This window comes from Methyloceanibacter sp. wino2, from assembly GCF_003071365.1.
Taxonomy (GTDB): Bacteria; Pseudomonadota; Alphaproteobacteria; order Rhizobiales; family Methyloligellaceae; genus Methyloceanibacter.
Window position 1 is genome coordinate 3,099,434 of record NZ_CP028960.1, and the last position, 24,242, is coordinate 3,123,675.

Below are 24,242 nucleotides of genomic sequence, written 5' to 3' on the forward strand. Positions count from 1 at the left end.
CTAGAACCTCTTCTGGATGCCGAGCATCGTCGTCAGGTCGTCGAATGTCCGCAGGTCGTAATTGGACTGCTGGTCGCGATACTCGACTTGCGGCACGAGCGCCCAGGTCTCCGCGACGGGCACCACGATCGCCGTCCGCGCCCACCACGTATCGTCCCGCTCGGACTCGGTGGGGTCGATCGTCGGATCGGGATCGTCGTAGTCGCGCCGGATGATGCCCGCGCCCAGTTGCCAGGTGAGGGGGTAGTCGGCCCGCCACAGCGGGTTCTCGAAGGTGTAGGCGAACCCGGCCGAGAACGCGACTTCCGTATTGGCGTAGAACTCGGCGTCGGCCGCCTCCCGTTGCGCGTAAACCTGGGTTGTCAGAACGAGACCGGGCGTCAAGTAGTAGGTGTAGTTCACCCCGATCCGGGTCTGAAAGCCGGTGCGCAGCGAATTCGTGGGCAGTTCGCTGTTGTCCTGGAAGTCGCGGTAGCGCGTTTCGAGGCGGGCATCGAGCACGCTCTGCGTCGCCGCGAAGCTCAACAGCCGGACGCCTGCGCCCGGTGCGTAGAAATACGAGTCGTAGCCGAGATAGGACAGGTCGCCGATCGCGTAGAGAAACAGGCGGGTCTGGTCCCAGCCGATGCGCTTCATGTTGAAGCTCGGGCCGAGGGTGAACTCGAAGAAATCGAGATCGATGTCGGAGAGTTCGTCGTCGAAGTAGACGGTCGAATAGGCCAGGAAGTCGAACTCGATCCGGTCGCCCTGGTTCTTCAGATCGTAGGAGTAATGCAGCGTCCCGATGTTCAACCAGCTCCAGCCGGGGCGTCCAACGGACTGGTCGCCCAGGGTGAAGTCGATACCGTTCAAGGTCACCGTGTTGGTGCCCGGGCCGAAGTTGGCGTTGCTCTCCCAGCGGATGGCACTGAAGATCGACGCGGAGAAGGGCGGCGGGTCCGCGGCGAGGGCGAGCTGCTGAATATAGAGCCGAACCTGGTCGGCGATCTCATTCGGCACGCTCGGATTGAGGAGCACCTGTTCGAAGTAGCTGCGGGCGACCTCATAGGCGCCGAGCTTGTAGTAGAGCACGCCGAGTTCGAACTGGAGGCGGGGCGTGTTGGGCGCGTAGATGAGCATGCGCTCGAGGGCGGAAATCGCGCCTTCATAGTCGCCGGCATCGGACGAGGCTTGTGCGTATTCGAATGCGAGATCGAGATCGCTCGGATTGGCGATCATGCGCTGAAGCATAGCCTCGCGCTGCGGTTCGGAGACCCCAGCGGCGGACACGATCCCGGGGACACCCAGGACCAGACACACCGCCGCCGCAGCGGTTGTCGCCAACTTCGCCCACGAACCCATTCGTACGTCCGTTCGGTTGTTACTTTGGTGAGATGTCAGTCTTTGCCGACAACAGCACCCGCCCATCACCCCGGACGTTAGCCAGTTAACCTTTGCGCGACAAGGCTTGCAGGGTGTTTCCCGAGTGATTTCAAAGACTCTGTGGCCGTTGGGGCACGGGATTGTCTTGCTATGGTTAACAATCTGATGCTGTCAGCCTGACCGCGCTATAATGGCCTGATTCTGAGGCACATTTTATGCACCGGAGAGTCTTCCACCGGAGCGTCTGCAAATAGGGAACGCATTTATTCTTTGATAACCGAGTTGGGCTCACATTGAACGTGCGCCGGAGGAGTTCACTTTGTTCTGCGTTCGTAGCTCTTCCGGCGCGGCTTCCTTGAGCCCTTTTGGGGGGCGGATCATTGGACGGGGTGACATCGGACGGACCTGAGCCCAGCTCCGGCGGCGTTAAGTCTCTGACTCGACGCGTCTTTGACGCACGGGCGTGGTTTGTTCTCCTTCTTCTTTCGGTATCGGTCCTCTGGCTTTGGCCCGACGGGGTGCCCGAGGGCATGGAATCAGCCGGCCTCGGGAAGCGATACGTCCAGATCGGCGAGTCCGCACCCAAAGGGGGCGGTCATTTCAAGATCGGCGACCCTTACGAGATCGAGGGCGTGCGCTACGTCCCGGCGGAAGACCCCAGCTACGACAAGAGGGGCGTCGCGTCCTGGTACGGCGACCTGTTTCACGGCCGCAAGACATCCAACGGCGAAATCTTCGATATGGAGCGGTTGTCGGCCGCTCATCCCACCTTGCCGCTGCCCATCTACGTGAAGGTCACCAATATCGACAACGGCCTGAGCGCCGTGGTGCGCGTGAACGACAGAGGCCCGTTCCGCGACGGGCGTCTTATCGATCTTTCCCGGCACACCGCCGAAGTACTCGGATTCAAAAGGTCCGGCACGGCCAATGTCCGGGTGCGCTATCTCCGCAAGGCGAGTCTCGACGGCGACGACGCGTTCGAGCGCGACTACCTGTCGACGCGGGGCTACTCGCAATATGCCGGGACGACGGATCCCGACGGCATGGCGGAAGTCGTGATCGCGGTCGGACCGCCAGGGCCGCCGCCGGCGCCGCCGCTGCCTGATCGGCCCGACCGGTCGGCCATTGTTGCCGTGGCTCAGGCCACGCCGGAGCCGACTGTTATTCGTGGCGGGGATGCGGGCGACGTGGCGGTGACCGGCGCCATTGGCCCGTCTTCATCCGAAGACCTTCAAGGCCCCATGATTCAGGCTGGATTCTTCAAGAACCACGCGAACGCGCAACGGGCGCGGACCGCACTCGCAGGTGTGGGGCCCGTGGAAGTCGCGCCGATCGCCGAACAGGGCGAAACATATTACCGCGTCCGCGTCGGCCCGTTTGTGGACGGGATAACCGCGGCGGCGGCACTGTTGGACGTTGCCGATGCGGGTTACCGGGGCGCCAAAATCATCTTGCAAAACTGAGCGTTGTTCCGTCCCCGGTTGATTTTTGGCATTAACCATTCGATAGTGGCTGCGCCTAGGCGGCCGTCTTTGGCGGCGGTTAGACCACCATTCCTCAAGAACGATGTGATCGCGTGCGCTCTCTTCGTAGATTGACGAAAGTTGCCGTTGCCTGCGCATTCTGCGCGCTTGGCGTGGCGTTGGCCGCGGGCGTTGCCTCTGCGGCGGCGAAGAAGACCAACGAATTCACTACCAAGGCCCAAAGCGGGATCCTGATGGATTCAGGCGCCGATCTCGTCCTCTACGAGAAGGACGCGGATAAGCAAATTCCGCCCGCGAGTATGAGCAAGCTCATGACGCTGGCCGTGGTCTTTCGCGAACTCAAGTCAGGGCGCATTACGCTCGACGACACCTTCACCGTGAGCGAACACGCTTGGCGTACCGGCGGCGCACCGTCTGGAACCGCCGCCATGTTCGCGCCTCTCGGCAGCCCGATCACCGTCAGCGATTTGATCCAGGGCGTCACCGTTCAGTCGGCGAACGACGGGGCGCTCATCCTTGCCGAAGGGATCGGCGGGACCGAGGGCGGCTTCGTCAAGATGATGAATGACTACGCGAAGCAAATAGGTCTGACCGGCTCCAACTTTGCGAACCCGACCGGGCTCCCTGCCGAAGGCCATCTGATGACGGCGCGCGATCTGGCTTTGCTTTCCAAGCACATCATCGAAACCTATCCCGAGTACTATCACTACTTCGCGCAGAAGGAGTTCCGCTATCGGGACAAGTTCACCTTCCGCAACCGGAACCCGCTGGTTTGGGCCGATATCGGTGTCGACGGTCTGAAGACCGGCTATACGCAGGAGGCCGGGTACGGCCTCGTGTCGAGCGCCAAGCGCGGCGACCAGCGGCTGGTGCTCGTCCTTACCGGCCTCGAGAACAAAGGCGACCGCGAAAGCGAGTCTCGCCGCGTGCTGGAGTGGGGCTTCAAGAGCTTCCGTCCCTTCCGGCTGTTCGAAGACGGGCAGCAGGTCAGCGATGCATTGGTATGGGGCGGTGAGAAGCACTACGTGCCGCTGGTTGGCGACGGCGCGATCGATCTCCTCCTTCCGGCCAGCGCCACGGGTGCCGTCTCCGGCGAGATCATCTACGAGGGACCCATCAAGGCACCGATCAAGAAGGGCGACCAGATCGCGACCTTGAAAGTGAAGTCGGCCGACCTGGCTGCGATCAACGAGATCCCGCTCTATGCCGGCGAAGACATCAACAGCAGCGGCTTCGCCATGCGGGGCATCGATTCCCTGCTTGTGCTTGCGTTCGGCTGGCTGCTTTAGCGCCGGGTACGCGAGCGCTTCCACCATGCAGCAAGCCATCGAGATCGGACGCTTCATCACTTTCGAAGGCGGCGAGGGCTCCGGCAAGTCGACCCAGGTCAACATTCTTGCCGAGCGGCTGTCGCGCTCTGGCCGGGCCGTGTTCGTGACGCGCGAACCCGGCGGGTCGTCGGCGGCGGAGGACATCCGTGAGGTCTTGCTGTCCGGCCAGGTAGCCCAATTCGGCCCGCTGGCGGAATCGGTGATGTTTGCGGTCGCGCGTGCCGATCATATCGAGAATGCGATCCAGGGCGCGCTGCAACAGGGGCAGTGGGTCATCTGCGACCGGTTCGTCGACTCGACGCGGGCCTATCAAGGGTCGACCGGCGGCGTGCCGCGAGGGCTCATCAATGCCTTGGAGCAACTCACTGTCGGCGCCGTGATGCCCGACATCACGTTTGTTCTGGACATTCCGGCCGAGGAGGGGCTTGCGCGCGTCGCGGCGCGCGCCGAAGGTCAGGAGCTCGACCGTTTCGAAAGCCAGGAGCTCATGAGCCATGAGCGCATTCGCCGTGGATTCTTGGATATTGCGGAGGAAGAGCCGGGCCGCTGCGTCGTGGTGGACGCAAGTCAGCCCGAAGCCATGGTCGCCGAGGATGTCTGGGAGACGGTCCTGCAGCGCCTCAATCCGTGATCGGGGCTCCCCGAGCAGTTCATCATGAGTGCCGCAGCTAGAAAATCGGAAGCCGGTCCCGTCGAGCCGGATCGGCTGGAGTCGTTCTCCAGCCCGCGCGAGGTGGATCGCGTCTTCGGTCACGCCGAGGCGGCGCAGGAGTTCGAAGAAGCGCTTCGCAGCGGGCGCCTGCATCACGCCTGGCTGCTGGTCGGCCCCGAGGGCATCGGCAAGGCGACGCTCGCCTATCGCCTGGCCCGCACCATCCTTGCTCATGCGGAGGCCGGCGATCTTATTCCCGGCGAGCCTGCGGACGTCGCGCCCGATCATCCGATCTTTCGCAAAGTGTCCGGCTTGGCGCATCCCAACCTGCTGCTCATCCGCCGTACGTGGATGGAGAAGACGAAGCGCTATTCGCAAGTGATCAGCGTCGACGAAGTGCGGCGGCTGCGCAGCTTTCTCGGCAGCACCGCTGGCGCTGGGTCCTGGCGCGTCGTGATCGTGGACCGTGCCGACCAGCTCAATCAGAACGCCGCGAACGCTTTGCTGAAGGCGCTCGAAGAGCCGCCGCCAAACACGCTGTTCCTGCTGGTGTCGAATGCCGAAGGGCGGCTGCCAGTGACGATCCGTTCCCGGACCCGCGCCTTGCGTCTGTCGCCGCTGGACGATGCGGCGCTCGCCGAAGCAGTCCGGGCCGCGCTCGAGCGGGACGGAATCGAGGCCGACGAGGAAACGCTTCGCATGGCCATGGCCTTGTCGCAGGGCAGCGTGCGGCGCGCGCTCGAACTCGTCACCGGAGAGGGCATCGGGCTCTACAACGACATCGTCGCCACGTTCGAAGCGTTGCCGGATCTCGACGGCGCGCGGGTGCAGCGCCAGGCCGAGAAGCTGGCGAGCGTCAACGAGACGGAGCAGCTCGAACTCTACCTCGCGCTGCTGCTCGGGCTTATCGAACGGCTGGTGCATTACGGCGCCACGGGGACGGGGCTCAAGGGCGCGGAGGAGAAGCTCGCGCAACGTCTGCTGACCGCGGAGACTTTGCCGGCCTGGGCCGAGGCCTGGGAGGCGATTTCGGCCGCGCGCGCCGAGACGTTCGCCTTGAATCTCGACCGGGGTCTGCTCGTCCTGAACAGCTGGTTCGGCCTCCAGGAGCTTGCGGCTAGCCGAACATCCTGACCCGTTGAATGAGCATGCTTGGCAGGGAGGGGAGGCAAGGCTATGTCTCCGCTATGGGAGACAAAATGGCCAACAAAGACACCTATTACATCACGACCGCGATCTCGTATCCGAACGATGCGCCGCATATCGGCCACGCCTACGAGGCAGTTGCGACCGATGCGATCGCGCGCTTTCGGCGGCTGCAGGGCAAGGACGTGTTTTTCCTCACGGGCACCGACGAGCACGGCATCAAGATGCTGCAGACGGCCCGCAAGCAGGGCATCGAGGTCGCCGAGCTCGCGGACCGCAACACGCCAAAGTTCCGCGAGATGGTCGAAGTGCTCAACTGCTCGAACGACGATTTCATCACCACGCGCGAGGAGCGCCACAAACGCTCGACGCAGGAGCTGTGGCGGCGCATGGCCGCCGCCGGCGATATCTATCTCGACAAATATGCCGGCTGGTACTCGGTACGCGACGAGGCCTATTACGACGAGAGTGAACTGAGCGAGGGCCCGGACGGCGCCAAGCTCTCGCCGCAAGGCACGCCCGTCGAATGGGTCGAGGAGGAGAGCTACTTCTTCCGCCTGTCGCAGTTCCAGGACCGGCTGCTCGCCTACTACGACGAAAACCCCAATTTCATCGGGCCCGAAACGCGCGCCAACGAAGTGAAGAGTTTCGTGCGCGGAGGTTTGCGCGATCTGTCCGTCTCGCGCACGACGTTCGATTGGGGCGTGCCGGTTCCGGACGATCCCAAGCACGTGATGTATGTGTGGGTGGACGCGCTGACGAACTACATCACCGGCGTCGGCTTCCCCGACGAAGAGTCCGAGTCCTTCAAGAAATACTGGCCGGCGGACGTCCACATCATCGGCAAGGACATCATCCGCTTTCACGCGGTCTACTGGCCTGCCTTTCTGATGTCGGCCGGCGTCGCGCTCCCGAAACAAGTGTTCGGTCACGGCTTCCTCTACAATCGCGGGGAGAAGATGTCGAAGTCGGTCGGCAACGTCATCGATCCGAACGCGCTCGTTGGCGAATACGGTGTAGATCAGATCCGCTACTTTCTCTTGCGCGAAGTGCCGTTCGGCCAGGACGGCAACTACAGCCACGACGGCATCGTGCAGCGTATCAACGCCGACCTTGCCAACGACCTCGGCAATCTTGCCCAGCGTTCGCTATCGATGATCGCCAAGAACTGCGGCGGGATCGTTCCCGAGCCCGGCGCGCTCACGGATAACGACAAGGCGATCCTCGCCGAAGCAGATGGGCTTCTGCCGCGCGTGGAAACGGAAATCGACGGCTTCGCCATTCACAAGGCGCTCGAAGTCATCTGGGCCTTGATTGCGGATGCAAACCGCTACTTTGCTGGCGAGGAGCCGTGGGCCCACAAGAAGACCGACCCGGAGCGCATGGGTACGATCCTCTACGTGACGGCCGAGGTGGTTCGTCAGGCGGCTATTCTCGCTCAGGCGGTGATGCCCGAGAGCGGTGCCAAGCTGCTGGATCTGCTGAATGTGCCGGGGAATGCGCGGGCGTTCGATCGTCTCGGCGAGGCTGGACGCCTCAAGCCCGGAACCGAACTGCCGGCGCCGAAAGCCGTCTTCCCGCGCTATGTCGAGCCGGAAGGCGAGGCGAGCTGACGGCGGCTCGAGGCGCTCCCGATTTTTCCCATTAAGCAAGTTTCGAGTTCGCTCCAGCCATAGCTGGGACACAATATCGCGCACTAGTAGTATTCTGATCTGTATACTCGAATCGCACAGAGTTCGGGTGATGAGAGGAATGGAGTCAGCGATAGATGCCGGATTTCGACGAGCTATGCAGCCAGTTCGCACAGTTGATGGACCGTATCGATACTTGCGACCGGCGTGCCACAGGAATCCTGCTGGAACTTGCGAACGCCTTCAAACACCGGATCAACGCACCTGAGAAGTTCACGAACCCGCACTCCGGGAGATACCATCCCTATGTGGCGGCCTACATGGACGACCAGGACCCCAACTCGACCGAGCAGTATCAGCTGGTGCGCGATGTGCGGACCGAGTTGCCTAGAGATGAGGAGGGGCAGTACCAGGGCTACGTCGGTCTCACAATGTCGCGCGCGCCCGATGCGTTTCCAAAGAAAACGTGGTTGGTGAAATGCCGGATCAAGGTCCATCGCGGCAGCGTCGATGTGGCAATCGCCGACCGTCCCGCCATCAACGTGAACGTGGGGGACGACAAAACCTTCGAGCCTTTGGTGAGCGCCTTGAGGGACTACTACAGGCAGATGCTGTCTTTCGATCCCACCAGCGACGCCACTGCCGACAGATCGATCGGGTTCATTGATCACACTGGGATCGCGTGACGCTCGGCGAGGATCGCCGCAGCCACAACGCCACGGGGCAACTCGACCTTGCTTGGATCGAGTCGGTGCCCGGCAGTCGAACCGGCGAGCCGGTTAGTTGCCGACGCTGTCGAAGAAGGCCGAGACGAGGACCGCGAAGACCAGAGTACCGGCAAGGGCGAGTGCGATTGTCATACAGGGCAAACGCGGATCCATGAATTCGGTTCCGTTCTCGGTCGCACTTTCCATGGGAAGTTCTCCTAGCGGCAAAGCTTCTGGATCTTGGCTGTGTCGAGGCCGCTGACAACGGACCGGCCGATCAGGGTGCGGGGCACGGCGAGGTTGCCGAAGCGCCGCTGCATGTCTGCCTTAACGCGTGGGTTGTCCGCATCCAACAGCGTGTAGCGAATGCGGTTAAGATCGAGATAGGACCGCAGGCGGCGGCAGGTGCCGCACCAGTCGGCACTGTAGACGTAGACGCGCTTGCTGCAGGCTGCCTGCGCGGCGCCCATGGGCAGCATGAGCAGGGTAGCTGCCGCCATGGCGGCCGTGAGCGCGAGGGTAATCCGGCGCGCGGAGAAGTCTGTTCTGTCGAGGCTTTCGGGCATTGTCTTGGGGCGCGGTCGTCCGTGCGTGGCGACCGAGGCCGTCCTTTTGTTTCGTCGGCTTGTTTCGTCTGCGAAAGTGCTGCACAAAGACACGACTCAGGTTCGCTTCGGCGAAGCTAGCATATTGAACCTTAACGACATTTCATCTTTCCGTGATGCTGATCGATAGCCACTGCCACCTCGATTTCCCGGAGCTCAAATCGGACCTGCCGGGGGTGCTCACGCGCGCCCAGGACGCGGGCGTGGGGCTCATGGTGACGATCTCCACCTATGTGTCGAAGTTCGATGAGCTGAAGGAGCTGGTCGAGGCGCACGACAACATCTTCTGTTCCATCGGCACACATCCGAACAACGCGGCCGAGGAGCCGGACACTACCGCCGAGCAGCTCATCGAGATCGCGCGCCATCCGAAAGTGGTCGCCATCGGGGAGGCGGGGCTCGACTACCACTACGACTACGCGCCGCCCGAGATCCAAGCGAAGGGCTTCCGTGCCCATATCGCCGCCGCCCGCGAGACCGGGTTACCGCTGGTCATTCACTCGCGCGAAGCCGACGAGGACATGGCGTCCATCCTGGAAGAGGAGAGTGCGAAGGGCGCGTTTCCGTTCATCCTGCATTGCTTCACGAGCGGGCCGGAGTTGGCGCGGCGGGGCCTGGCGCTCGGTGGCTACATCTCGTTTTCCGGTGTCGTGACCTTCAAGAAGGCGCAAGAGCTGCGTGACATCGCGGCGTCGGTGCCGGCGGACCGGCTACTCGTGGAGACGGACGCGCCTTATCTCGCGCCCGAGCCGTTCCGCGGGAAGACGAACGAGCCGGCCTATGTGGCCAAGACGGCTGCGCGGCTGGCGGAAGTGCACGGGCTTGGGCTCGACGCATTGACGACGCTGACGACCGATAATTTCTTCAGGCTCTTCAGCAAGGTGCCGCGTTCTGCTCTCAAAGAGCACTCAGACGCCGCATGAGCTTGAAAGCCACCATTCTCGGCTGCGGGACCTCCGGCGGCGTGCCCCGGATCGGCAATCAATGGGGGGCCTGCGACCCGTCGAACCCGAAGAACCGCCGCCGCCGCTGCGCGCTGCTGGTGGAGCGGGAAGGGGAGAACGGCGTGACCCGCGTGCTCGTGGATACGCCGCCCGATCTGCGCGAGCAGTTGAACGACGCCGATGTCGGACTCGTGGACGGCGTCCTCTACACCCATGACCATGCCGACCATGTCCACGGCATCGATGACCTGCGCATGGTCGCCTATAACGGCCACCGCCGCGTGGACGTGTACTATCTGAAAGAGGCGGGCGACGTGTTGCGCCAGCGTTTCGACTATTGCTTCGACACGCCTCCCGGCAGCGAGTACCCGCCGGTGCTGAACGGGCACGAGGTTATGCCCGGCGAACCTATCGTCATCGACGGACCCGGCGGTCAGATCGAGGCGGTTCCGTTTCTGCAGCAGCACGGTTCGACGGACTCGCTCGGCTATCGCTTCGGCGGGCTCGCCTATTCCCCGGACGTGAGCGACTTCCCCGAGGAGTCTCTGAAGACGCTCGAAGGGCTCGATATCTGGATCCTCGATGCGCTGCGTTACACCGGGCATCCCAGCCATTTGAGTGTGGATGAGGCGCTAGGCTGGGTCAGGCGCATGCAGCCGAAGCGGGCGATCTTCACCCATATGCATGTGGATCTGGATTACGAGACGCTCAAGGAGCAGCTCCCCGACGGCATCGAGCCGGCTTACGACGGGATGGTCGTTACCACCGGCTAGGCTCTGATCCGCTGGCGTTTTTTGTTAGGCGACGGGGACGATCTGGCCAGTTTCGGTCACGGACGGCAGGCAGAGCTTGACGATCGTCTCGGCCGCCTGCTCGGGGCTGTTGATCGTGCTCTGGTCTTCTCCCGGATAGGCTACGGCCCGCATGGAGGTCGCGGTCGCACGGGGATCGACGATGTTGACCTTGACCGTGCTGTCGGCCGCCTCATTGGCGTAGGTTTTCGCCAGCGTTTCCAATCCGGCTTTGGAGACCGAATAGGGCGCCCAATAGGGCCGGCCCTGCGCCGCCACGCGCGAGGACGTCACGAAGACGACGCGGCCGGCATCGGAAAGGCGAAGTAGCGGATCGAGCGTGCGGATCAGGCGCCAATTCGCGGTGAGATTGACCGCCAGCACCTTCTCCCAGGTTTCCGACGGAATGTGATTGAGCGGACGTAAGCCCCCGAGAATGGCGGCGTTGCCGACAAAGATATCCAGACGGCCGAAGCGCTCGTAGAGCGAGGGCCCGAGCGGGTCGATCGCGGCACCGTCCGCAAGGTCGAGCGGAATGAGCGTGGCCTTGCCGCCCGATGCGGTGATCTCGTCGTCGACGGTCTCGAGCCTCTTCTGATTGCGGCCGAGCAGAAGCACATGGGCGCCGTCAGCCGCCAGAAGCTTTGCCGTGGCGCGCCCAATGCCCCGGGAGGCGCCGGTGATCAGGGCGATGCGGTCTTTGAGAACAGGGTCGGTCAACCGACCTCGGCAAGGAACGAAAGCTGCTTCTGCTGCGGCGGGCCTTCGCGATCGCGCAGCCGCGTCGGGTATTCGCCGGTGAAGCAGTGGTCCGTGAACTGAGGATTGTCGTCGTCGCGGCCGTCAAAGCCCATGGCGCGGTAGATGCCGTCGACGGAGATAAAGGCCAGGGAGTCAGCCCCCATGAATTCGCGCATCTCTTCGAGTGTGCGGTTGGCCGCGAGAAGCTTGTCCTGGTTCGGCGTGTCGATGCCGTAGAAGTCGGGGTGGGTGATAGGCGGGCTGGAGATGCGCATATGCACTTCCTTGGCCCCGGCCTCGCGCATCATCTGCACGATCTTGAGGGATGTGGTGCCGCGCACCACGCTGTCGTCGATCAGGACGATGCGTTTGCCTCGAACCTGCAGCTCGTTGGCGCTGTGTTTCAGTTTGACGCCGAGCTGCCGGATTTGCTGCTCGGGCTCGATGAAGGTGCGGCCCACATAGTGGTTCCGGATGATGCCGTATTCGAACGGGAGCCCGGACTCCTGAGCATAGCCAATGGCCGCCGGCACGCCGCTATCGGGAATGGGAACGACCATGTCGACATCGGCCGGCGCTTCCAGGGCGAGCTGCCGGCCCATGGCCTTGCGGACGTCGTACACGGAGCGGCCGTCGATGATGGAATCGGGCCGGGCGAAATAGATGTATTCGAAGATGCACAGCCGGGCCGGATTCTTCGGCACGAAACGATGGCTCTCGAGACCATCCTTGGTCGCGATGATCACTTCGCCGTTCTCGACCTCGCGGACGAATTCCGCGCCGATGATGTCCAGCGCGCAGGACTCGGACGCCAGCACCCAGGCCTCGCCGAGACGGCCGAGGACGAGGGGGCGAATGCCATACGGGTCGCGCGCGCCGATCAACTTCTTGTTGGTCATGCCGACGAAGGCGTAGGCGCCTTCCACCTGCAGCAGGGCCTCGACGAAACGCTCGACGAAGTTGCGCTTCTCGCTCCGGGCGACGAGGTGAAGGATGACTTCCGTGTCCGTGGTCGACTGACAGATGGCGCCCTTGCTGATCAGGTTCTCGCGCAAGGTGAGCGCGTTCGTCAGGTTGCCGTTGTGGCAGAGAGTGAACCCGCCGGACTCCAGGTCGACGAAGAGGGGCTGGACGTTGCGCATGACCGCATCGCCCGTGGTGGAGTAGCGCACATGGCCCACGGCCATGTCGCCCTTCAGGCGATCGATGACTGGGCGGGATGTGAAGTGGTCGCCGACGAGGCCCATCCGGCGTTCGGTGTGGAAGTGCTCACCGTCGAAACTGACGATACCGGCGGCTTCCTGGCCGCGGTGCTGAAGCGCGTGGAGGCCGAGCGCGGTGAGGGCCGCGGCGTCGGGATGGTTGAAGATGCCGAAGACGCCACACTCTTCGTGGAGCCGGTCTTCTTCAAGCCATTGAAGTGGCGTCGTTTCTTCGTGTTGGTCTGTCACGGGCGAGGACCTTTCGTCATCCATAAATAGTCGCCCCATCCGGGGCTTCAATGCCACGCAACTGGATACTTTGACGCAAGCACCTAACTAGAGCGGCGCGTCTTGCTGCTGGGTAGGCTCACCATCCGTTGCCGCGTCGCTGCCTTCCTCTTCCTTCTTGGGGATGAACTCCTCGGGATTGGTCGGCAGCAGCGACTCGATGGCGACCTGGGTGCGCTGCAAGACAGGATAAGAACGCGCACTGGTGACCCACTCTGGCTGGTCTCTGGCAAGCGCGGTGAAAAGAATGAAGACGATGGCCACGAGGAGGAAGCCACGGGCCAGGCCGAAGACGAATCCGAGCGAGCGGTCGAGCGCTCCAACCCGGCTGTCGAGCACCTTGTCGGAGATGCGGAAGGTGATGAGGCTCACGACGATCAGCGTGACGATGAACACCGCCGCGGCGAAGGCGATCTGCGCGATGCTCGGATTGTCGATGTAGGGGGAAAGGACTTCGTAGTAGCGCGGCGTGAAGTACAGCGCGGCGACGGCCGCCATGGCCCAGGAGAAGATCGACAGCACCTCGCGGGTGAAACCGCGCACCATGGCGAGGAAGCCCGAGATGAGCATGATGACGATCAAAATGATATCGAGCCAGGAAATCGGCATGCCACGACTGCTCCCTCGGAAGAGTTACTAACCTATCACGATTCTCGCGGATGAAGCACGAATGGGCCCCGTTGTGCAATGGCTTGGGGGTCACACTTCGTCGCAATCCACGACTGGGTTAACCCTCGGGCAGGGCAAACCAGGTCACGAGTTCTTCGAGCTGGGACACGGGGTTGAGCACGATACCTGCTGCGTCGTGTTCGGCAGGCCCCTTGCTCGCGGGCGCAACGGCCTGGACGAAGCCGAGCTTGGCCGATTCCTTGAGACGCTGCTCCGTGTGGCCGACCGCGCGGACGGCGCCGGTCAGGCTCACTTCCCCGAAATAGACCGTGTCTTCGGGGGCCGCGCGCCCCGTGAAAGAAGAGAGCAGCGCCGCGGCCGCGGCAAGGTCGGCGGCCGGTTCGTTCAGCCGCAGGCCACCGGCCACGTTGAGATAGACGTCGTGACCGCCGAGCCGCACGCCGCAGCGCGCCTCGAGCACGGCCAGCAGCATCGAGAGGCGGTTCTGGTCCCAACCGACCACGGCGCGGCGCGGCGTTCCCAGCACGCTTTGTGCCACGAGGCCCTGAATCTCCACGAGGATGGGCCGAGTGCCTTCCATGCCGGCGAACACCGCGGTCCCCGGTGAGCCCCGGTCGGCATCGTTGAGGAACAGCGCCGAAGGATTCTCGACCTCGCGCAGGCCCTCCAGGCGCATCTCGAACACACCGATCTCGTCGGTTGGCCCAAAGCGGTTCTTCACCGACCGCAGGATCCGGAACTGGTGGCCGCTGAGTCCCTCGAAATAGAGCACCGTGTCGACCATGTGCTCGATGACCTTGGGTCCGGCGATCTGGCCGTCCTTCGTCACATGGCCAACGAGGACCAGGGTGGTGCCGCTGGCCTTCGCGTAGCTGATGAGCGCGGCGGAACAGCCCCTCAGCTGGGAGATCGTCCCCGGCGCGGATTCGATGCCTTCCGACCAAAGCGTCTGGACAGAGTCGATGATGACCAGAGCAGGGGGCGGACCACTGCTGAGGGTGGCGATGATGTTGGCGACGTTGGTCTCGGTCCCGAGCGCGACGGGAGCGCCCGCGACTCCGAGACGTCCGGCCCGCATCCGCACTTGGGCGGTGGCTTCCTCGCCCGACAGGTAGATGACGGGCGCCCCCTGCTGTGCGAGCTCCGCCGCCGCCTGAAGCAGGAGCGTGGACTTGCCGATGCCCGGATCGCCGCCCACGAGGACGGCGGCTCCCGGCACTAAGCCGCCGCCGAGGACGCGGTCCAGCTCAGCGATCCCGGTCTTGAGGCGCGGTGCATCCTCGGTCTTCGCGTCCAATGTCTCGAACTGCGCCTGCCGGCCTTTGCCTCCCTTGATGGCGACGAGCGCCGGACTTTGCGTGGGCGTCGAGGCTTCCTCGATCAGGGAGTTCCACTCACCGCAGGCGGCGCATTTGCCCGACCAGCGCGCGGCGACGGCGCCGCAGGATTGGCAGACGTAAGCTTTGGAGGGTTTTGCCATGGTCCTGAGTGCGTTACGCGCCCCTACTTAGCTGCCGATGTAGCGGCGCGAGGCCCGGTTTCCGAGGCTCGTCAGTACTTCGTAGTCGATGGTTCCCGCTTGAGCCGCCATGGCGTGCGCGCTGACATTGGGACCGAGAAGTTCGACCCAGGCGCCGCGTTGGCAAAACGCTTCCGGAACGTCCGACACGTCCACGCTGATGAGGTCCATGGAGACGCGTCCGAGGATCGGCACCGGGTAGGGCCCGAGATAGCCGGTCAGGCCCGTTTCGCCGTCGCCAGCAGAGAGGGCCCGGAACAGACCGTCCGCGTAGCCGGCTGACACCACCGCGATACGGGTCGGGCGGTCGAGGGTCCGAGTCGCGCCATAGCCGACGGTCTCGCCGATTTCGGCATCGCGGATCTGCAGGATCCGGCCCATCAAGTGCACCACCGAGCGGAACGGGCTCTCGCCCTGCCGCTGAGGGTGGCCGCCATAGAGCGCAACGCCCGGCCGCACCAGATCGTAGTGATAGTCGCGTCCAAGCAGAATTCCGGCGGAATTTGCAAGGCTCGCCGGCGCTTCCGGGAATATCGCGCGCTGCACGTCGAAACGGGCGCGCTGCTGCGTGTTCTTGGCGTGGGTGCAATCGTCGGCGCAGGCCAGGTGGCTCATGACGAGGGACAAGGCCACCGTCTGCCAAAGCCCGGCGATGCCGCTGACCTCGTCGATGTCGGCTCCGGAGAGCCCGAGCCGGTTCATGCCGGTATCGAGGTGGATGGCGCAGGGCAGGGCCTCGCGGACATGGGTGCAATAACCGGCCCACTCGCGGACCTCTCTGGCGCTGTTGAGCACCGGACGGAGATTGTGGGCGTGGAAGGTCGCGGCGGTTCCGGCCATCAGGCCGTTCAGCACATAGATCACCGCCTCGGGCAACAGGGTGCGCAGGTCGATCGCTTCGCTGATGGTCGCCACGAAATAGGTCCGGCAACCGGTGCGCCAGAGCACGGCAGCGGCTTGCGCCATACCCAGACCGTACGCATCCGCTTTCACGACGGCCGCGCATTCCGCCGGGTGCGTACGTTCGCACAGGTCGCGATAGTTTTGGGCGAGGGCGCCGAGATCGATCGTCAGGATCGCCGTCTCGTGCGTATCGTTGTCGGCGGTGCCGGGGCTCTGTGGCCGCGCTGCCGCGCCGGTCACTCCATCCGATCCGGCAGACGCTCCGAGGCCGCGAGATTGGAGAAGCGGGTGAACTCCGGAGAGAACTGCAGCGTCACCGTTCCTGTCGGTCCGTGGCGCTGCTTGCCCACGATGACCTCGGCCTTGCCCATGACCGCTTCCATGTCCTGTTGCCACTGTCTGTGCTCTTCGGTGTTCTCGCGCGGCTGGCTGCGCTCTAGGTAGTATTCCTCGCGGAACACGAACATTACCACATCGGCATCCTGTTCGATGGACCCCGATTCACGCAAATCCGCCAGCTGCGGCCGCTTGTCATCCCTCTGCTCGACCTGACGGGAGAGCTGTGAGAGCGCGAGAATAGGCACGTGGAGCTCTTTGGCCAGGGCTTTCAACCCAGTGGTGATTTCGGAGACCTCCTGGACACGGCCCTCCTGGGCGCGGCGGGAGGACCCTGTTAAGAGCTGAAGGTAATCTACGATAACAAACCCAAGCCCTCGTTGCCTTTTCAGGCGCCGCGCGCGAGCGGCAAGCTGAGCCACGGAGATACCGCCCGTCTGGTCGATGAAGAGCGGGAGGTTCTGAAGTTCCTGGGAGGCCTCGACGATGCGGTCGAAATCGTTGGAGTCGATACGGCCGCGGCGGATCTTCTCCGAGGAGATCTGGGACTGCTCGGAAATGATACGAGTGGCCAGCTGCTCCGCCGACATTTCCAGGGAGAAGAAACCCACCACAGCGCCGTCCGTCGCTTCGCCGGAATTGGGATCGGCAGCGTAGGCCTTGGCCACGTGATAGGCGATGTTGGTCGCGAGCGCCGTCTTGCCCATGGAGGGACGTCCCGCGAGGATCACAAGGTCGGAGGCCTGAAGGCCGCCCATGCGCTGGTCGAGGTCGGCGAACCCGGTGGCAAGTCCAGACAGGCCGCCATCGCGCTGGTAGGCGTTCGCGGCCATGTCGATTGCGTCGGTGAGGGCGGACGAAAACGGTTCGAAGCCGGCGCCGTATTTGCCGGTCTCCGCCAGCTCATACAGGCGCTGCTCGGCTTCTTCGATTTGCTTCGACGGCTCCGCGTCGATCGGCGAGTCATAGGCCGTGTTGACCATGCCCTCACCGATGTCGATCAGGTTCCGGCGGACGGCCAGATCGTAGACGGTGCGGCCATAGTCCTCGGCGTTGATGATCGTCGTTGCGTTGGCGGCAAGGCGCCCCAGATATTGCGGAACGGTGAGATCGCCGACGGGCGGGTCCGCCTGGAAGAAAGTCTTGAGCGTGATGGGCGTTGCGCGCTTGCCGCCCATGATCAGTTTGGCCGCGCTTTCGAAAATGCGCCCATGAAGCGGATCGAAGAAGTGATCGGGCTTCAGGAAGCTCGAGACCCTGTCCAGCGCCTCGTTGTTTACGAGGATCGCGCCGAGCAGGTCCTGTTCGGCCTCCAGATTATTAGGGGCTTCCCGGTAGTCCGGGGCCTCGGGGTGGGGCTCGTGATGCGGCCCCTGGGGCGTCTGGCGAATCAGTGCGGTCATACGCAACAGTAGACAATTGCCAGGGGCCGACCAGATGTCAGTCCTGTGAACAACGGGGAGATCCTGCCCAAACTCACAGGCTAATTTGGCGCTCAGGCCGCGCCTTACGAGCGCGCGGCGCGCGTCTGGTCCGCTCGGGCCCGCAGGTCCCGCTCGCGGTCCGTCATGTAGTCGCGAGTCAGGGGCAGAGCGTCCACTGACTTGGCCAGCTGGATCTGAAAGACCATGAGCTTCTGGTAGCGGAAGCCCGTTTCCGAACACGCCAGATACATCTCCCACATCCGGCAGAATCGCTCGCCGAATTTCTCCGCCGCCGTATGCCAGGCGCTACGGAAGCGCTGCCGCCAGTGGCGCAGCGTCGTCGCGTAGTGCAGCCGCAGGATCTCCACATCCGTGGTGAGCAGGCCTTCGCGCTCGATCGCAGGCATAACCTCGCTCAAGGCCGGGATGTAGCCGCCCGGGAAGATGTACTTCGCAATGAACGGATTTGTTGCGGTAGGAGCATCGAATTGACCGATCGAATGCACGAGAGCGACGCCTTGGTCGGTCAGTAACCGATCCAATTGCCGGAAGAACTGCCGGTAGTGAGCGGTCCCGACATGCTCGAACATGCCCACCGATACGATGCGGTCGAACTGGCCCTCGAGATTGCGAAAATCGCATAGCTCGAAGCGGACAGCCTTCGAAAGTCCCTCGGCGGCCGCGCGGTCGCGGGCGACTTTTAGTTGCTCCTCGCTCAGCGTGATTCCGGTCACGTCCACATGGGCGGTCTTGGCGAGATACAGCGCCAGTCCACCCCAGCCCGCACCGATATCAAGGACTCGCATTCCATCCGACAGATTGAGCTTGGCGGCGATGTGGCGCTTCTTGGCTTCCTGCGCATCCTCGAGCGACTGGCCGTCCTCCTCGAAATAGGCGCAGGAGTACTGACGGTCCGGGTCGAGGAACAGGTCGTAGAGCGAGCCGTCGATATCGTAGTGGTGCGCGACGTTCCGCCGGAGCGTTTGGTGAGGTTGTAGTGCTGCAATCGCAGGGCCGCGCCGCGAATGCTGTCGAGCGCCTGGACCCAGCCGGGGCGCCGTTGCCACGACGCGTTGATCAGTACGAGTTCGAGAAGATCGTAGAGCGTGCCCTGTTCGAGAACGAGGCGCCCGTCCATGTAGGCTTCGCCCACCGCGAGGGACGCATTGAAGAAGATCTGCCTCTCGGTGCGTTTGTCTTGAATGCGGGCGATGACGGGGCTGCCGGTGCCATCGCCGAACGCATGAATTCTGCCCTCGGCGTCTACCAACTGCAGGTGGCCGGTCTTGATGGTCCGCCCAAGAATGAGTTTGAGCGGGCGAAACATGTCAGATCACGCGACAGATCATGTGTTCGGGGCCCGTTGTTACCGAAGTTGAGCCTCGCATATCCTAGGCAGAGGAGGCAGGCGAAACAACAACCTGCCTCCTCGAATACCTAATGGTTCGTGTCGCGTATTGTCGCGCTATGCGGACTCTGCGCCGTCCTCTTTCGTCTCCTCCTCGGAGGCTTCTTCGGCGGCCTCGTCGGCTTCCTCGGGCTCCACGCCTTCTTCGAAGAGCGCCTCGCCGGCGGCAAGCGCTTCGGCTGCCTCTTCTTCCTCGTCGGTCAGCTCCTGGGTCACATCTTCACCGCGTGCCTGGCGCTCGGCCTCGTCCTCGGTGCGGGCGACGTTGACGATCACGGTCGGAACGACCTCGCCATGCAGGGCGACGCGGACTTCGTGAAGACCAAGGGTCTTGATGGGCTTGTCGAGCAGCACTTGGCGGCGCTCGATCGAGAAGCCGCCTTCGGTGACGGCCGTGGCGATGTCGCGGGTCGACACGGAGCCGTAGAGCTGCCCGGTGTCGCCGGCCTGGCGGATGACCACGAAGCGCTCGCCGGCCAGTTTCCCGGACACGGCTTCGGCTTCGGTCTTGCGCTCCAGGTCACGCGCTTCGAGCTGCGCGCGCTCGTTTTCGAAATGAGCGCGATTGGCTTCGGTTGCGCGGAGAGCTTTGCCTTGCGGCAGAAGAAAGTTGCGGGCGTAGCCGTCCTTTACGTTGACCACATCGCCGATCTGTCCGAGGCGGCCAATGCGCTCCAGCAGGATGATTTCCATGGTTCAGTACTCCTAGTCTTTGTCTTTCAGTCGTCAGTGTTAGTCGTGGGTATTGTCGTCGTCAGTTTTGGTCGGGGCGGCCGAAGCGCGTCCCCGTAGGCCGAACACCGGTTCGCCAAGTCCGAGAATGGCGACGAGGATCGCCACCCAGCCGAGAAGCAAAACGGCGAGATAGAGGACCACCAGCAGGACCGTGCGGAACGGCATGCCGAGCGTGTAGAAGTGAATGACCGCGAGGCCCTGAAGCAGGTAGGCAATCAAGAACGCACCTGCGAACCCGGTGCCGATCAAGCCGAGGATTCCGGGAACGAAGGACAGGGCCAGGGCCACGGCGAAGGCAATGACCATCGCATTGGGAAGTTCGAGGGCGTGAAAGTTCGGCCACGGGCGCAAAGCGTGGCCCGAGCCTTTTGCGATCGCACCGCCCAGCCACATGTTGAACAGCGCGATGGTGATCCAGACGATCGCCATGACCGCGGGAAGGGCGCGCGTCAGGAGAGTCCGCAAATTCTCGGTGGCCTCGGGCGTCCAGACTTCGTTGTCCGCGCCCAGCGTTTCGTGGATCACCGGAATCATTTGATCGATGGCCGCCTGGTAACGGGTCATGTCGGGGCCGAGAAGCAGGACCATCAACGAGGCGATCACGCCGGCCATGATAGCGGCGGCGGCGACGATGCGGCCGGCTGGGTACCAGGCGACGATCTGCTTGGCGTTGCCGGCGGGGTCGGGAACGGTCCGATGCTGCAGGCTGAGCTGGACCAGGATCGTGGCCGGGATTGCCACGGTGACCGCGTAGACGATGCCTGGCGAAGCGCCGAGTACGAGTAGGGTGAGGATCGCTCCCACGAATCCGGCGAGCGTGACGGACTGCCTGCCCCAGGCGAGACCCGCGAGGCACAGCGGCAACGGACAAAGATAGAGAATGAGGCCGGCCAGCGCCGCCGAGACGACGGCGGACGCAAACAGTGCCGCTGAAACCAGGCCTGCGCCTGCGCCTATGAGAAGATGTGCCGGCATTGATGTCGCTGTCCCGCTTGCCTTCTGGGGCGGTTAGGGGTGGAACGTGCGCCCACCCCAACTTTCGATTCGATGTATCGCCGGGCCCGAAGGCCCAAGCTCTGACTTGCTTCTAAGTCCGAAGCCTTACTGGATCAGATAAGGCAGCAGGCCGAGGAAGCGCGCTCGCTTGATCGCGCGCGCGAGTTCGCGCTGCTTCTTGGCGGACACGGCCGTGATCCGGCTCGGCACCATCTTGCCGCGCTCGGAGACGTAACGCTGCAGCAGCTTCACGTCCTTGTAGTCAATCTTCGGGGCCTTGTCGCCGGAGAAGGGGCAGGTCTTGCGCCGACGATAGAACGGGCGGCGCGCTTGGATCGTGGTCGTGCTCATTAGGAATTGTCCTCGTTATCGTCTCTGCTGGAGGCGCTCCGATCGGAGTGGGAGTCGCGCGAGGGACGATCGCCACGGTCGTGATCGCGATCGCGGCGCGGGCCACGACGGCTGTCGCGTTCATCACGGTCGGAACGGCGCATCATCGCGGAGGGACCGTCCTCGTGCTCGTCCACACGAACGGTCAGGAAGCGGATAACGTCCGTGGACAGACCCATCTGGCGTTCCATCTCGGCCACGGCCTCGTGGGGGGCGTCGATGTTCATCAGCGTGTAGTGCGCCTTCCGGTTCTTCTTCACACGGTAGGCGAGGGACTTGAGACCCCAATACTCGGTCTTGGCGATCTTTCCGCCATTCTCCTCGATCAGAGAGCGGAAGGTCTCCTGCAGGCCTTCGACCTGCTGTGTCGAAACGTCCTGGCGCGCCAGGAACACGTGTTCATAGAGAGGCATGGTGTGCCTTTCCTTCTTCTTTGTTGCTCCGGCGCGAAGCCTCGTCGTGGGCGCTATGAAGGAAAGGCCCAAGAAGTAGCTCTAAAGAGCGCAAGCCCAGAAGAGCGGAGACACGGGAGGGCGGATTTCTCCTGCCGTCAGGCCCATTATTCATGAGCCAAAAAACGGTCCTCCGTTCAGCCTCCGACCGGAGCGGCTACTGGAAGCTGGGCTTTATAGTGGTTTGGGCCGTGTTTGCAAGGCAAATGGGGACGCCTGTGGGACGGTACTTATGCCCGCTTGACAGGCCAGATTGAAACAGTGTCTTTGGCGACCTTCCGATAAACAACGCGCCGTTCTTTCAAGATAATGAGTATTGCCTTCGTTTTTCCCGGCCAGGGGAGCCAAGCTGTCGGCATGGGCGCTGGATTGGCCCAGGCTTTTCCGGCGGCCAAGGCTGTTTTCGACGAGGTAGACGAGGCCCTGGACCAGAAGCTCTCCACGCTGATGTGGGAAGGGCCGGAAGGCGATCTGACCCTCACGGAAAACGCCCAGCCGGCGCTGATGGCGGTCTCGCTCGCGGCGATGCGGGCTCTGGAATCGACGGGATTCTCGTTGCCGGACAAGGTCGCCTATGTAGCGGGACACTCTTTGGGAGAGTATTCGGCGCTGGCCGCGTCCGGTGCGCTGAGCCTTGCCGACACGGCGCGGCTGCTGAAGATCCGCGGCAAGGCGATGCAGGAAGCGGTTCCGGTGGGCGAGGGCGCCATGGCTGCGCTGCTCGGGGCCGATTTGCCGCAGGCGCAAGAGCTGGCGGAAGCGGCGAGCGAGGGCGAGTGCTGCCAGGCCGCTAACGACAATGCGCCGGGCCAGGTCGTGATTTCGGGCAAGAAGACGGCCATCGAACGAGCAGTTGCGCTCGCACCCAAATTCGGCGCGCGCCGCGCGGTCCTGCTGCCCGTGAGTGCACCGTTCCATTGCGCGCTGATGCAACCCGCCGCCGAGGCCATGGCCGCGGCGCTGGCGGATGTGACTATTTCGGAGCCGTGCGTGCCGGTTGTCGCGAACGTGCTTGCCGAGCCCGTTACCGATCCGGAAGCCATTCGGACCCGTCTCGTCGAGCAGGTGACCGGCATGGTGCGCTGGCGGGAGACAATGCAGTTCCTTGCAGAGAACGGCGTCGACAAGATGTACGAGGTCGGCGCGGGCCGTGTGCTGACGGGAATGGCGCGGCGCCTCGACGGTGTCGACGCGAGCAGCGTCGGCACGCCGGAAGAATTGGAGAGCGCCGCCGCCGCATTGAACGGCTAGGCGGGCGCAAAGCTTTAGGGAGAGATTCGATTATGTTCGACCTCAAAGGGAAGGGTGCTCTGGTGACGGGCGCGACGGGCGGCATTGGCGGCGCGATCGCCAAGGCTCTGCACGACCAGGGCGCGACCGTGGCGATTTCGGGCACCAACGCTGCGAAGCTGGAGAAGCTCGCCGGCGAACTCGGTGACCGGGTCTTTGTGCTTCCTTGCGATCTGCGTGATCGCACGGCCGTTGCCGCGCTCGCGGACGATGCGGAGAAGGCCCTCGGTCAAGTCGATATCCTCGTGAACAACGCGGGCATCACCAAGGACAATCTCTTCATGCGGATGAAGGACGAGGAGTGGGACGACGTGTTGTCGGTCAACCTCACCTCCGTCTTCACGCTCACGCGCGGTGTGCTGCGCGGCATGATGCGCCGCCGTGGCGGACGTATCGTCAATATCGCGTCGATCTCGGGCGTGCTCGGCAATCCGGGGCAGGGCAACTATGCCGCCTCCAAGGCCGGTCTGGTGGGTATGACCAAGTCGCTGGCCCGCGAAGTCGCGGCACGGGGCATCACCGCCAACTGCATCGCGCCGGGCTTCATCTCCACGCCCATGACGGACGCCTTGACCGAGAAGCAAACCGAGGCTATTGCCGCCGCCATTCCGGCGCAGGTGTTCGGCCAGCCGGAGGACGTTGCGGCCGCAGTCGTGTTTTTCTCAAGCGACGAAGCATCTTACGTCACTGGCGAAACGATGCATGTGAACGGCGGGATGATCATGGTCTGATGGCCATGGCGGCGGCGTCCGGCACGGACGTGATCTGGAATTTTTGTAAACGGGACTACGAGTTAGGGGCTTCTGGCAAAGTCAATTAGAGTATGCTACGCAATCGGCCGTTTGCGGGGGCTTGACAAAGGACAATCCCGCCGCGATCAACCCTCCTGACTAGCCATTAGAGGGTGTCTTGGGCCGGGGGCAGCATGCTCTGAGGTACGCGAGGCCAATAGGGATCTATGAGAGTTGAAGGGACGGTGAGGAGGACATGAGCGATATCTCTGAGCGCGTAAAAAAGATTGTTGTCGAGCATCTCGGTGTTGAAGCCGACAAGGTGACTGACAATGCAAGCTTCATCGATGATCTCGGGGCGGACAGCCTCGACACGGTCGAACTGGTGATGGCTTTCGAGGAAGAGTTCGGCTGTGAGATTCCGGACGATGCCGCTGAGACGATCTTGACGGTCGGCGACGCCATCAAGTTCCTCGAGAAGAACTCGGCCTAGATAGGCCCCGATCAGCCCAGGCGGTTGATCACGTATTTCAGACCATGAGCG

The 24,242-nt window shown here is 63.3% G+C and carries 25 protein-coding genes; 11 read left to right on the forward strand and 14 right to left on the reverse strand.

Annotation, left to right across the window (positions count from 1 at the left end; genetic code table 11):
* Window positions 1-1,341, reverse strand: coding sequence for a c-type cytochrome biogenesis protein (locus DCY11_RS14830; protein ID WP_159080061.1), 1,341 nt, complete (start codon window positions 1,339-1,341; stop codon window positions 1-3).
* Window positions 1,342-1,892: 551 nt separating this feature from the next.
* Between DCY11_RS14830 and DCY11_RS16090 the strand changes: the two genes are divergently transcribed.
* From DCY11_RS16090 to DCY11_RS14860, 6 genes are all read left to right on the forward strand, one after another.
* Entirely contained in the window at window positions 1,893-2,825 is a 933-nt protein-coding gene (locus DCY11_RS16090) for a septal ring lytic transglycosylase RlpA family protein (protein ID WP_108683516.1), read from the forward strand.
* Window positions 2,826-2,956: 131 nt separating this feature from the next.
* Entirely contained in the window at window positions 2,957-4,135 is a 1,179-nt protein-coding gene (locus DCY11_RS14840) for a D-alanyl-D-alanine carboxypeptidase family protein (RefSeq protein ID WP_245409391.1), read from the forward strand.
* Between the two features lie 25 nt (window positions 4,136-4,160).
* Window positions 4,161-4,808, forward strand: a complete 648-nt coding sequence (tmk, locus tag DCY11_RS14845) for a dTMP kinase (RefSeq protein ID WP_108683517.1) — start codon at window positions 4,161-4,163, stop codon at window positions 4,806-4,808.
* Window positions 4,809-4,832: 24 nt separating this feature from the next.
* A complete protein-coding gene (locus tag DCY11_RS14850; protein ID WP_108683518.1) occupies window positions 4,833-5,963 on the forward strand; it encodes a DNA polymerase III subunit delta' in 1,131 nt (376 codons plus the stop codon).
* A 65-nt stretch (window positions 5,964-6,028) separates the two neighbouring features.
* The gene (gene metG, locus DCY11_RS14855) at window positions 6,029-7,588 is read left to right on the forward strand and encodes a methionine--tRNA ligase (protein WP_108683873.1); all 1,560 of its coding nucleotides are present in this window, start codon (window positions 6,029-6,031) and stop codon (window positions 7,586-7,588) included.
* Between the two features lie 155 nt (window positions 7,589-7,743).
* Window positions 7,744-8,292 carry a hypothetical protein gene (locus DCY11_RS14860; RefSeq protein WP_108683519.1) on the forward strand — a complete coding sequence of 183 codons (549 nt, stop codon included), beginning with the start codon at window positions 7,744-7,746 and terminating at the stop codon, window positions 8,290-8,292.
* Between the two features lie 93 nt (window positions 8,293-8,385).
* Here the strand turns inward: DCY11_RS14860 and DCY11_RS16075 are convergent, their stop codons facing one another.
* Both DCY11_RS16075 and DCY11_RS14865 read right to left on the reverse strand, forming a co-directional pair.
* Window positions 8,386-8,520 carry a hypothetical protein gene (locus tag DCY11_RS16075; protein ID WP_256385625.1) on the reverse strand — a complete coding sequence of 45 codons (135 nt, stop codon included), beginning with the start codon at window positions 8,518-8,520 and terminating at the stop codon, window positions 8,386-8,388.
* An 11-nt stretch (window positions 8,521-8,531) separates the two neighbouring features.
* The gene (locus DCY11_RS14865; RefSeq protein ID WP_108683520.1) at window positions 8,532-8,879 is read right to left on the reverse strand and encodes a glutaredoxin domain-containing protein; all 348 of its coding nucleotides are present in this window, start codon (window positions 8,877-8,879) and stop codon (window positions 8,532-8,534) included.
* A gap of 155 nt (window positions 8,880-9,034) precedes the next feature.
* Between DCY11_RS14865 and DCY11_RS14870 the strand changes: the two genes are divergently transcribed.
* Both DCY11_RS14870 and DCY11_RS14875 read left to right on the forward strand, forming a co-directional pair.
* On the forward strand, window positions 9,035-9,841 hold the full coding sequence (locus DCY11_RS14870; protein ID WP_108683521.1) for a TatD family hydrolase: 807 nt from the start codon (window positions 9,035-9,037) through the stop codon (window positions 9,839-9,841).
* Window positions 9,838-10,635, forward strand: a complete 798-nt coding sequence (locus DCY11_RS14875) for an MBL fold metallo-hydrolase (protein ID WP_108683522.1) — start codon at window positions 9,838-9,840, stop codon at window positions 10,633-10,635. The genes DCY11_RS14870 and DCY11_RS14875 overlap by 4 nt, the downstream gene beginning before the upstream one ends.
* 24 nt (window positions 10,636-10,659) lie before the next feature.
* Here the strand turns inward: DCY11_RS14875 and DCY11_RS14880 are convergent, their stop codons facing one another.
* From DCY11_RS14880 to rpsF, 11 genes are all read right to left on the reverse strand, one after another.
* On the reverse strand, window positions 10,660-11,373 hold the full coding sequence (locus tag DCY11_RS14880; protein ID WP_108683523.1) for an SDR family NAD(P)-dependent oxidoreductase: 714 nt from the start codon (window positions 11,371-11,373) through the stop codon (window positions 10,660-10,662).
* On the reverse strand, window positions 11,370-12,869 hold the full coding sequence (gene purF, locus DCY11_RS14885; RefSeq protein ID WP_108683524.1) for an amidophosphoribosyltransferase: 1,500 nt from the start codon (window positions 12,867-12,869) through the stop codon (window positions 11,370-11,372). The genes DCY11_RS14880 and purF overlap by 4 nt, the downstream gene beginning before the upstream one ends.
* A 63-nt stretch (window positions 12,870-12,932) precedes the next feature.
* Window positions 12,933-13,493, reverse strand: a complete 561-nt coding sequence (locus DCY11_RS14890; RefSeq protein ID WP_108683525.1) for a CvpA family protein — start codon at window positions 13,491-13,493, stop codon at window positions 12,933-12,935.
* Between the two features lie 118 nt (window positions 13,494-13,611).
* Window positions 13,612-14,994 carry a DNA repair protein RadA gene (gene radA / locus DCY11_RS14895; protein ID WP_108683526.1) on the reverse strand — a complete coding sequence of 461 codons (1,383 nt, stop codon included), beginning with the start codon at window positions 14,992-14,994 and terminating at the stop codon, window positions 13,612-13,614.
* 27 nt (window positions 14,995-15,021) lie between these two features.
* Window positions 15,022-16,176 (reverse strand): alanine racemase, encoded by a 1,155-nt coding sequence (gene alr, locus DCY11_RS14900; RefSeq protein WP_245409393.1) that lies wholly within the window; start codon window positions 16,174-16,176, stop codon window positions 15,022-15,024.
* Window positions 16,173-17,675: a replicative DNA helicase gene (locus DCY11_RS14905; protein WP_108683527.1), complete on the reverse strand. Its 1,503-nt coding sequence runs from the start codon at window positions 17,673-17,675 to the stop codon at window positions 16,173-16,175. Before DCY11_RS14905 ends, alr begins: the two co-directional genes overlap by 4 nt.
* Before the next feature lie 104 nt (window positions 17,676-17,779).
* On the reverse strand, window positions 17,780-18,763 hold the full coding sequence (locus DCY11_RS14910) for a cyclopropane-fatty-acyl-phospholipid synthase family protein (RefSeq protein ID WP_108683528.1): 984 nt from the start codon (window positions 18,761-18,763) through the stop codon (window positions 17,780-17,782).
* A 398-nt stretch (window positions 18,764-19,161) separates the two neighbouring features.
* The gene (rplI, locus tag DCY11_RS14920; protein ID WP_108683530.1) at window positions 19,162-19,797 is read right to left on the reverse strand and encodes a 50S ribosomal protein L9; all 636 of its coding nucleotides are present in this window, start codon (window positions 19,795-19,797) and stop codon (window positions 19,162-19,164) included.
* A 39-nt stretch (window positions 19,798-19,836) separates the two neighbouring features.
* Window positions 19,837-20,814: a DUF2232 domain-containing protein gene (locus DCY11_RS14925; RefSeq protein WP_108683531.1), complete on the reverse strand. Its 978-nt coding sequence runs from the start codon at window positions 20,812-20,814 to the stop codon at window positions 19,837-19,839.
* Window positions 20,815-20,940: 126 nt separating this feature from the next.
* Window positions 20,941-21,186 carry a 30S ribosomal protein S18 gene (gene rpsR / locus DCY11_RS14930; RefSeq protein WP_045367299.1) on the reverse strand — a complete coding sequence of 82 codons (246 nt, stop codon included), beginning with the start codon at window positions 21,184-21,186 and terminating at the stop codon, window positions 20,941-20,943.
* Window positions 21,186-21,638 carry a 30S ribosomal protein S6 gene (gene rpsF / locus DCY11_RS14935; protein WP_108683532.1) on the reverse strand — a complete coding sequence of 151 codons (453 nt, stop codon included), beginning with the start codon at window positions 21,636-21,638 and terminating at the stop codon, window positions 21,186-21,188. Before rpsF ends, rpsR begins: the two co-directional genes overlap by 1 nt.
* 348 nt (window positions 21,639-21,986) lie before the next feature.
* Here rpsF and fabD point away from each other — a divergent pair, with 348 nt between their 5' ends.
* From fabD to DCY11_RS14950, 3 genes are all read left to right on the forward strand, one after another.
* Window positions 21,987-22,928, forward strand: a complete 942-nt coding sequence (gene fabD, locus DCY11_RS14940; RefSeq protein ID WP_108683533.1) for an ACP S-malonyltransferase — start codon at window positions 21,987-21,989, stop codon at window positions 22,926-22,928.
* 32 nt (window positions 22,929-22,960) lie between these two features.
* Entirely contained in the window at window positions 22,961-23,698 is a 738-nt protein-coding gene (fabG, locus tag DCY11_RS14945; protein ID WP_108683534.1) for a 3-oxoacyl-[acyl-carrier-protein] reductase, read from the forward strand.
* Between the two features lie 256 nt (window positions 23,699-23,954).
* A complete protein-coding gene (locus DCY11_RS14950) occupies window positions 23,955-24,191 on the forward strand; it encodes an acyl carrier protein (RefSeq protein WP_045367288.1) in 237 nt (78 codons plus the stop codon).
* Window positions 24,192-24,242 lie beyond the last annotated feature (51 nt).

Bases quoted from the DNA above. Each gene is read 5' to 3' on its own strand.
- DCY11_RS14905 (WP_108683527.1), bottom strand. From the start codon at position 17,675: ATGACCGCACTGATTCGCCAGACGCCCCAGGGGCCGCATCACGAGCCC.
- metG (WP_108683873.1), top strand. From the start codon at position 6,029: ATGGCCAACAAAGACACCTATTACATCACGACCGCGATCTCGTATCCG.
- DCY11_RS14830 (WP_159080061.1), bottom strand. From the start codon at position 1,341: ATGGGTTCGTGGGCGAAGTTGGCGACAACCGCTGCGGCGGCGGTGTGT.
- DCY11_RS14925 (WP_108683531.1), bottom strand. From the start codon at position 20,814: ATGCCGGCACATCTTCTCATAGGCGCAGGCGCAGGCCTGGTTTCAGCG.
- rpsR (WP_045367299.1), bottom strand. From the start codon at position 21,186: ATGAGCACGACCACGATCCAAGCGCGCCGCCCGTTCTATCGTCGGCGC.
- DCY11_RS14890 (WP_108683525.1), bottom strand. From the start codon at position 13,493: ATGCCGATTTCCTGGCTCGATATCATTTTGATCGTCATCATGCTCATC.
- rpsF (WP_108683532.1), bottom strand. From the start codon at position 21,638: ATGCCTCTCTATGAACACGTGTTCCTGGCGCGCCAGGACGTTTCGACA.
- DCY11_RS14850 (WP_108683518.1), top strand. From the start codon at position 4,833: ATGAGTGCCGCAGCTAGAAAATCGGAAGCCGGTCCCGTCGAGCCGGAT.
- DCY11_RS16075 (WP_256385625.1), bottom strand. From the start codon at position 8,520: ATGGAAAGTGCGACCGAGAACGGAACCGAATTCATGGATCCGCGTTTG.
- DCY11_RS14865 (WP_108683520.1), bottom strand. From the start codon at position 8,879: ATGCCCGAAAGCCTCGACAGAACAGACTTCTCCGCGCGCCGGATTACC.
- DCY11_RS16090 (WP_108683516.1), top strand. From the start codon at position 1,893: ATGGAATCAGCCGGCCTCGGGAAGCGATACGTCCAGATCGGCGAGTCC.
- radA (WP_108683526.1), bottom strand. From the start codon at position 14,994: ATGGCAAAACCCTCCAAAGCTTACGTCTGCCAATCCTGCGGCGCCGTC.
- purF (WP_108683524.1), bottom strand. From the start codon at position 12,869: ATGGATGACGAAAGGTCCTCGCCCGTGACAGACCAACACGAAGAAACG.
- DCY11_RS14875 (WP_108683522.1), top strand. From the start codon at position 9,838: ATGAGCTTGAAAGCCACCATTCTCGGCTGCGGGACCTCCGGCGGCGTG.
- rplI (WP_108683530.1), bottom strand. From the start codon at position 19,797: ATGGAAATCATCCTGCTGGAGCGCATTGGCCGCCTCGGACAGATCGGC.
- fabG (WP_108683534.1), top strand. From the start codon at position 22,961: ATGTTCGACCTCAAAGGGAAGGGTGCTCTGGTGACGGGCGCGACGGGC.
- DCY11_RS14950 (WP_045367288.1), top strand. From the start codon at position 23,955: ATGAGCGATATCTCTGAGCGCGTAAAAAAGATTGTTGTCGAGCATCTC.
- tmk (WP_108683517.1), top strand. From the start codon at position 4,161: ATGCAGCAAGCCATCGAGATCGGACGCTTCATCACTTTCGAAGGCGGC.
- fabD (WP_108683533.1), top strand. From the start codon at position 21,987: ATGAGTATTGCCTTCGTTTTTCCCGGCCAGGGGAGCCAAGCTGTCGGC.
- DCY11_RS14870 (WP_108683521.1), top strand. From the start codon at position 9,035: ATGCTGATCGATAGCCACTGCCACCTCGATTTCCCGGAGCTCAAATCG.
- DCY11_RS14860 (WP_108683519.1), top strand. From the start codon at position 7,744: ATGCCGGATTTCGACGAGCTATGCAGCCAGTTCGCACAGTTGATGGAC.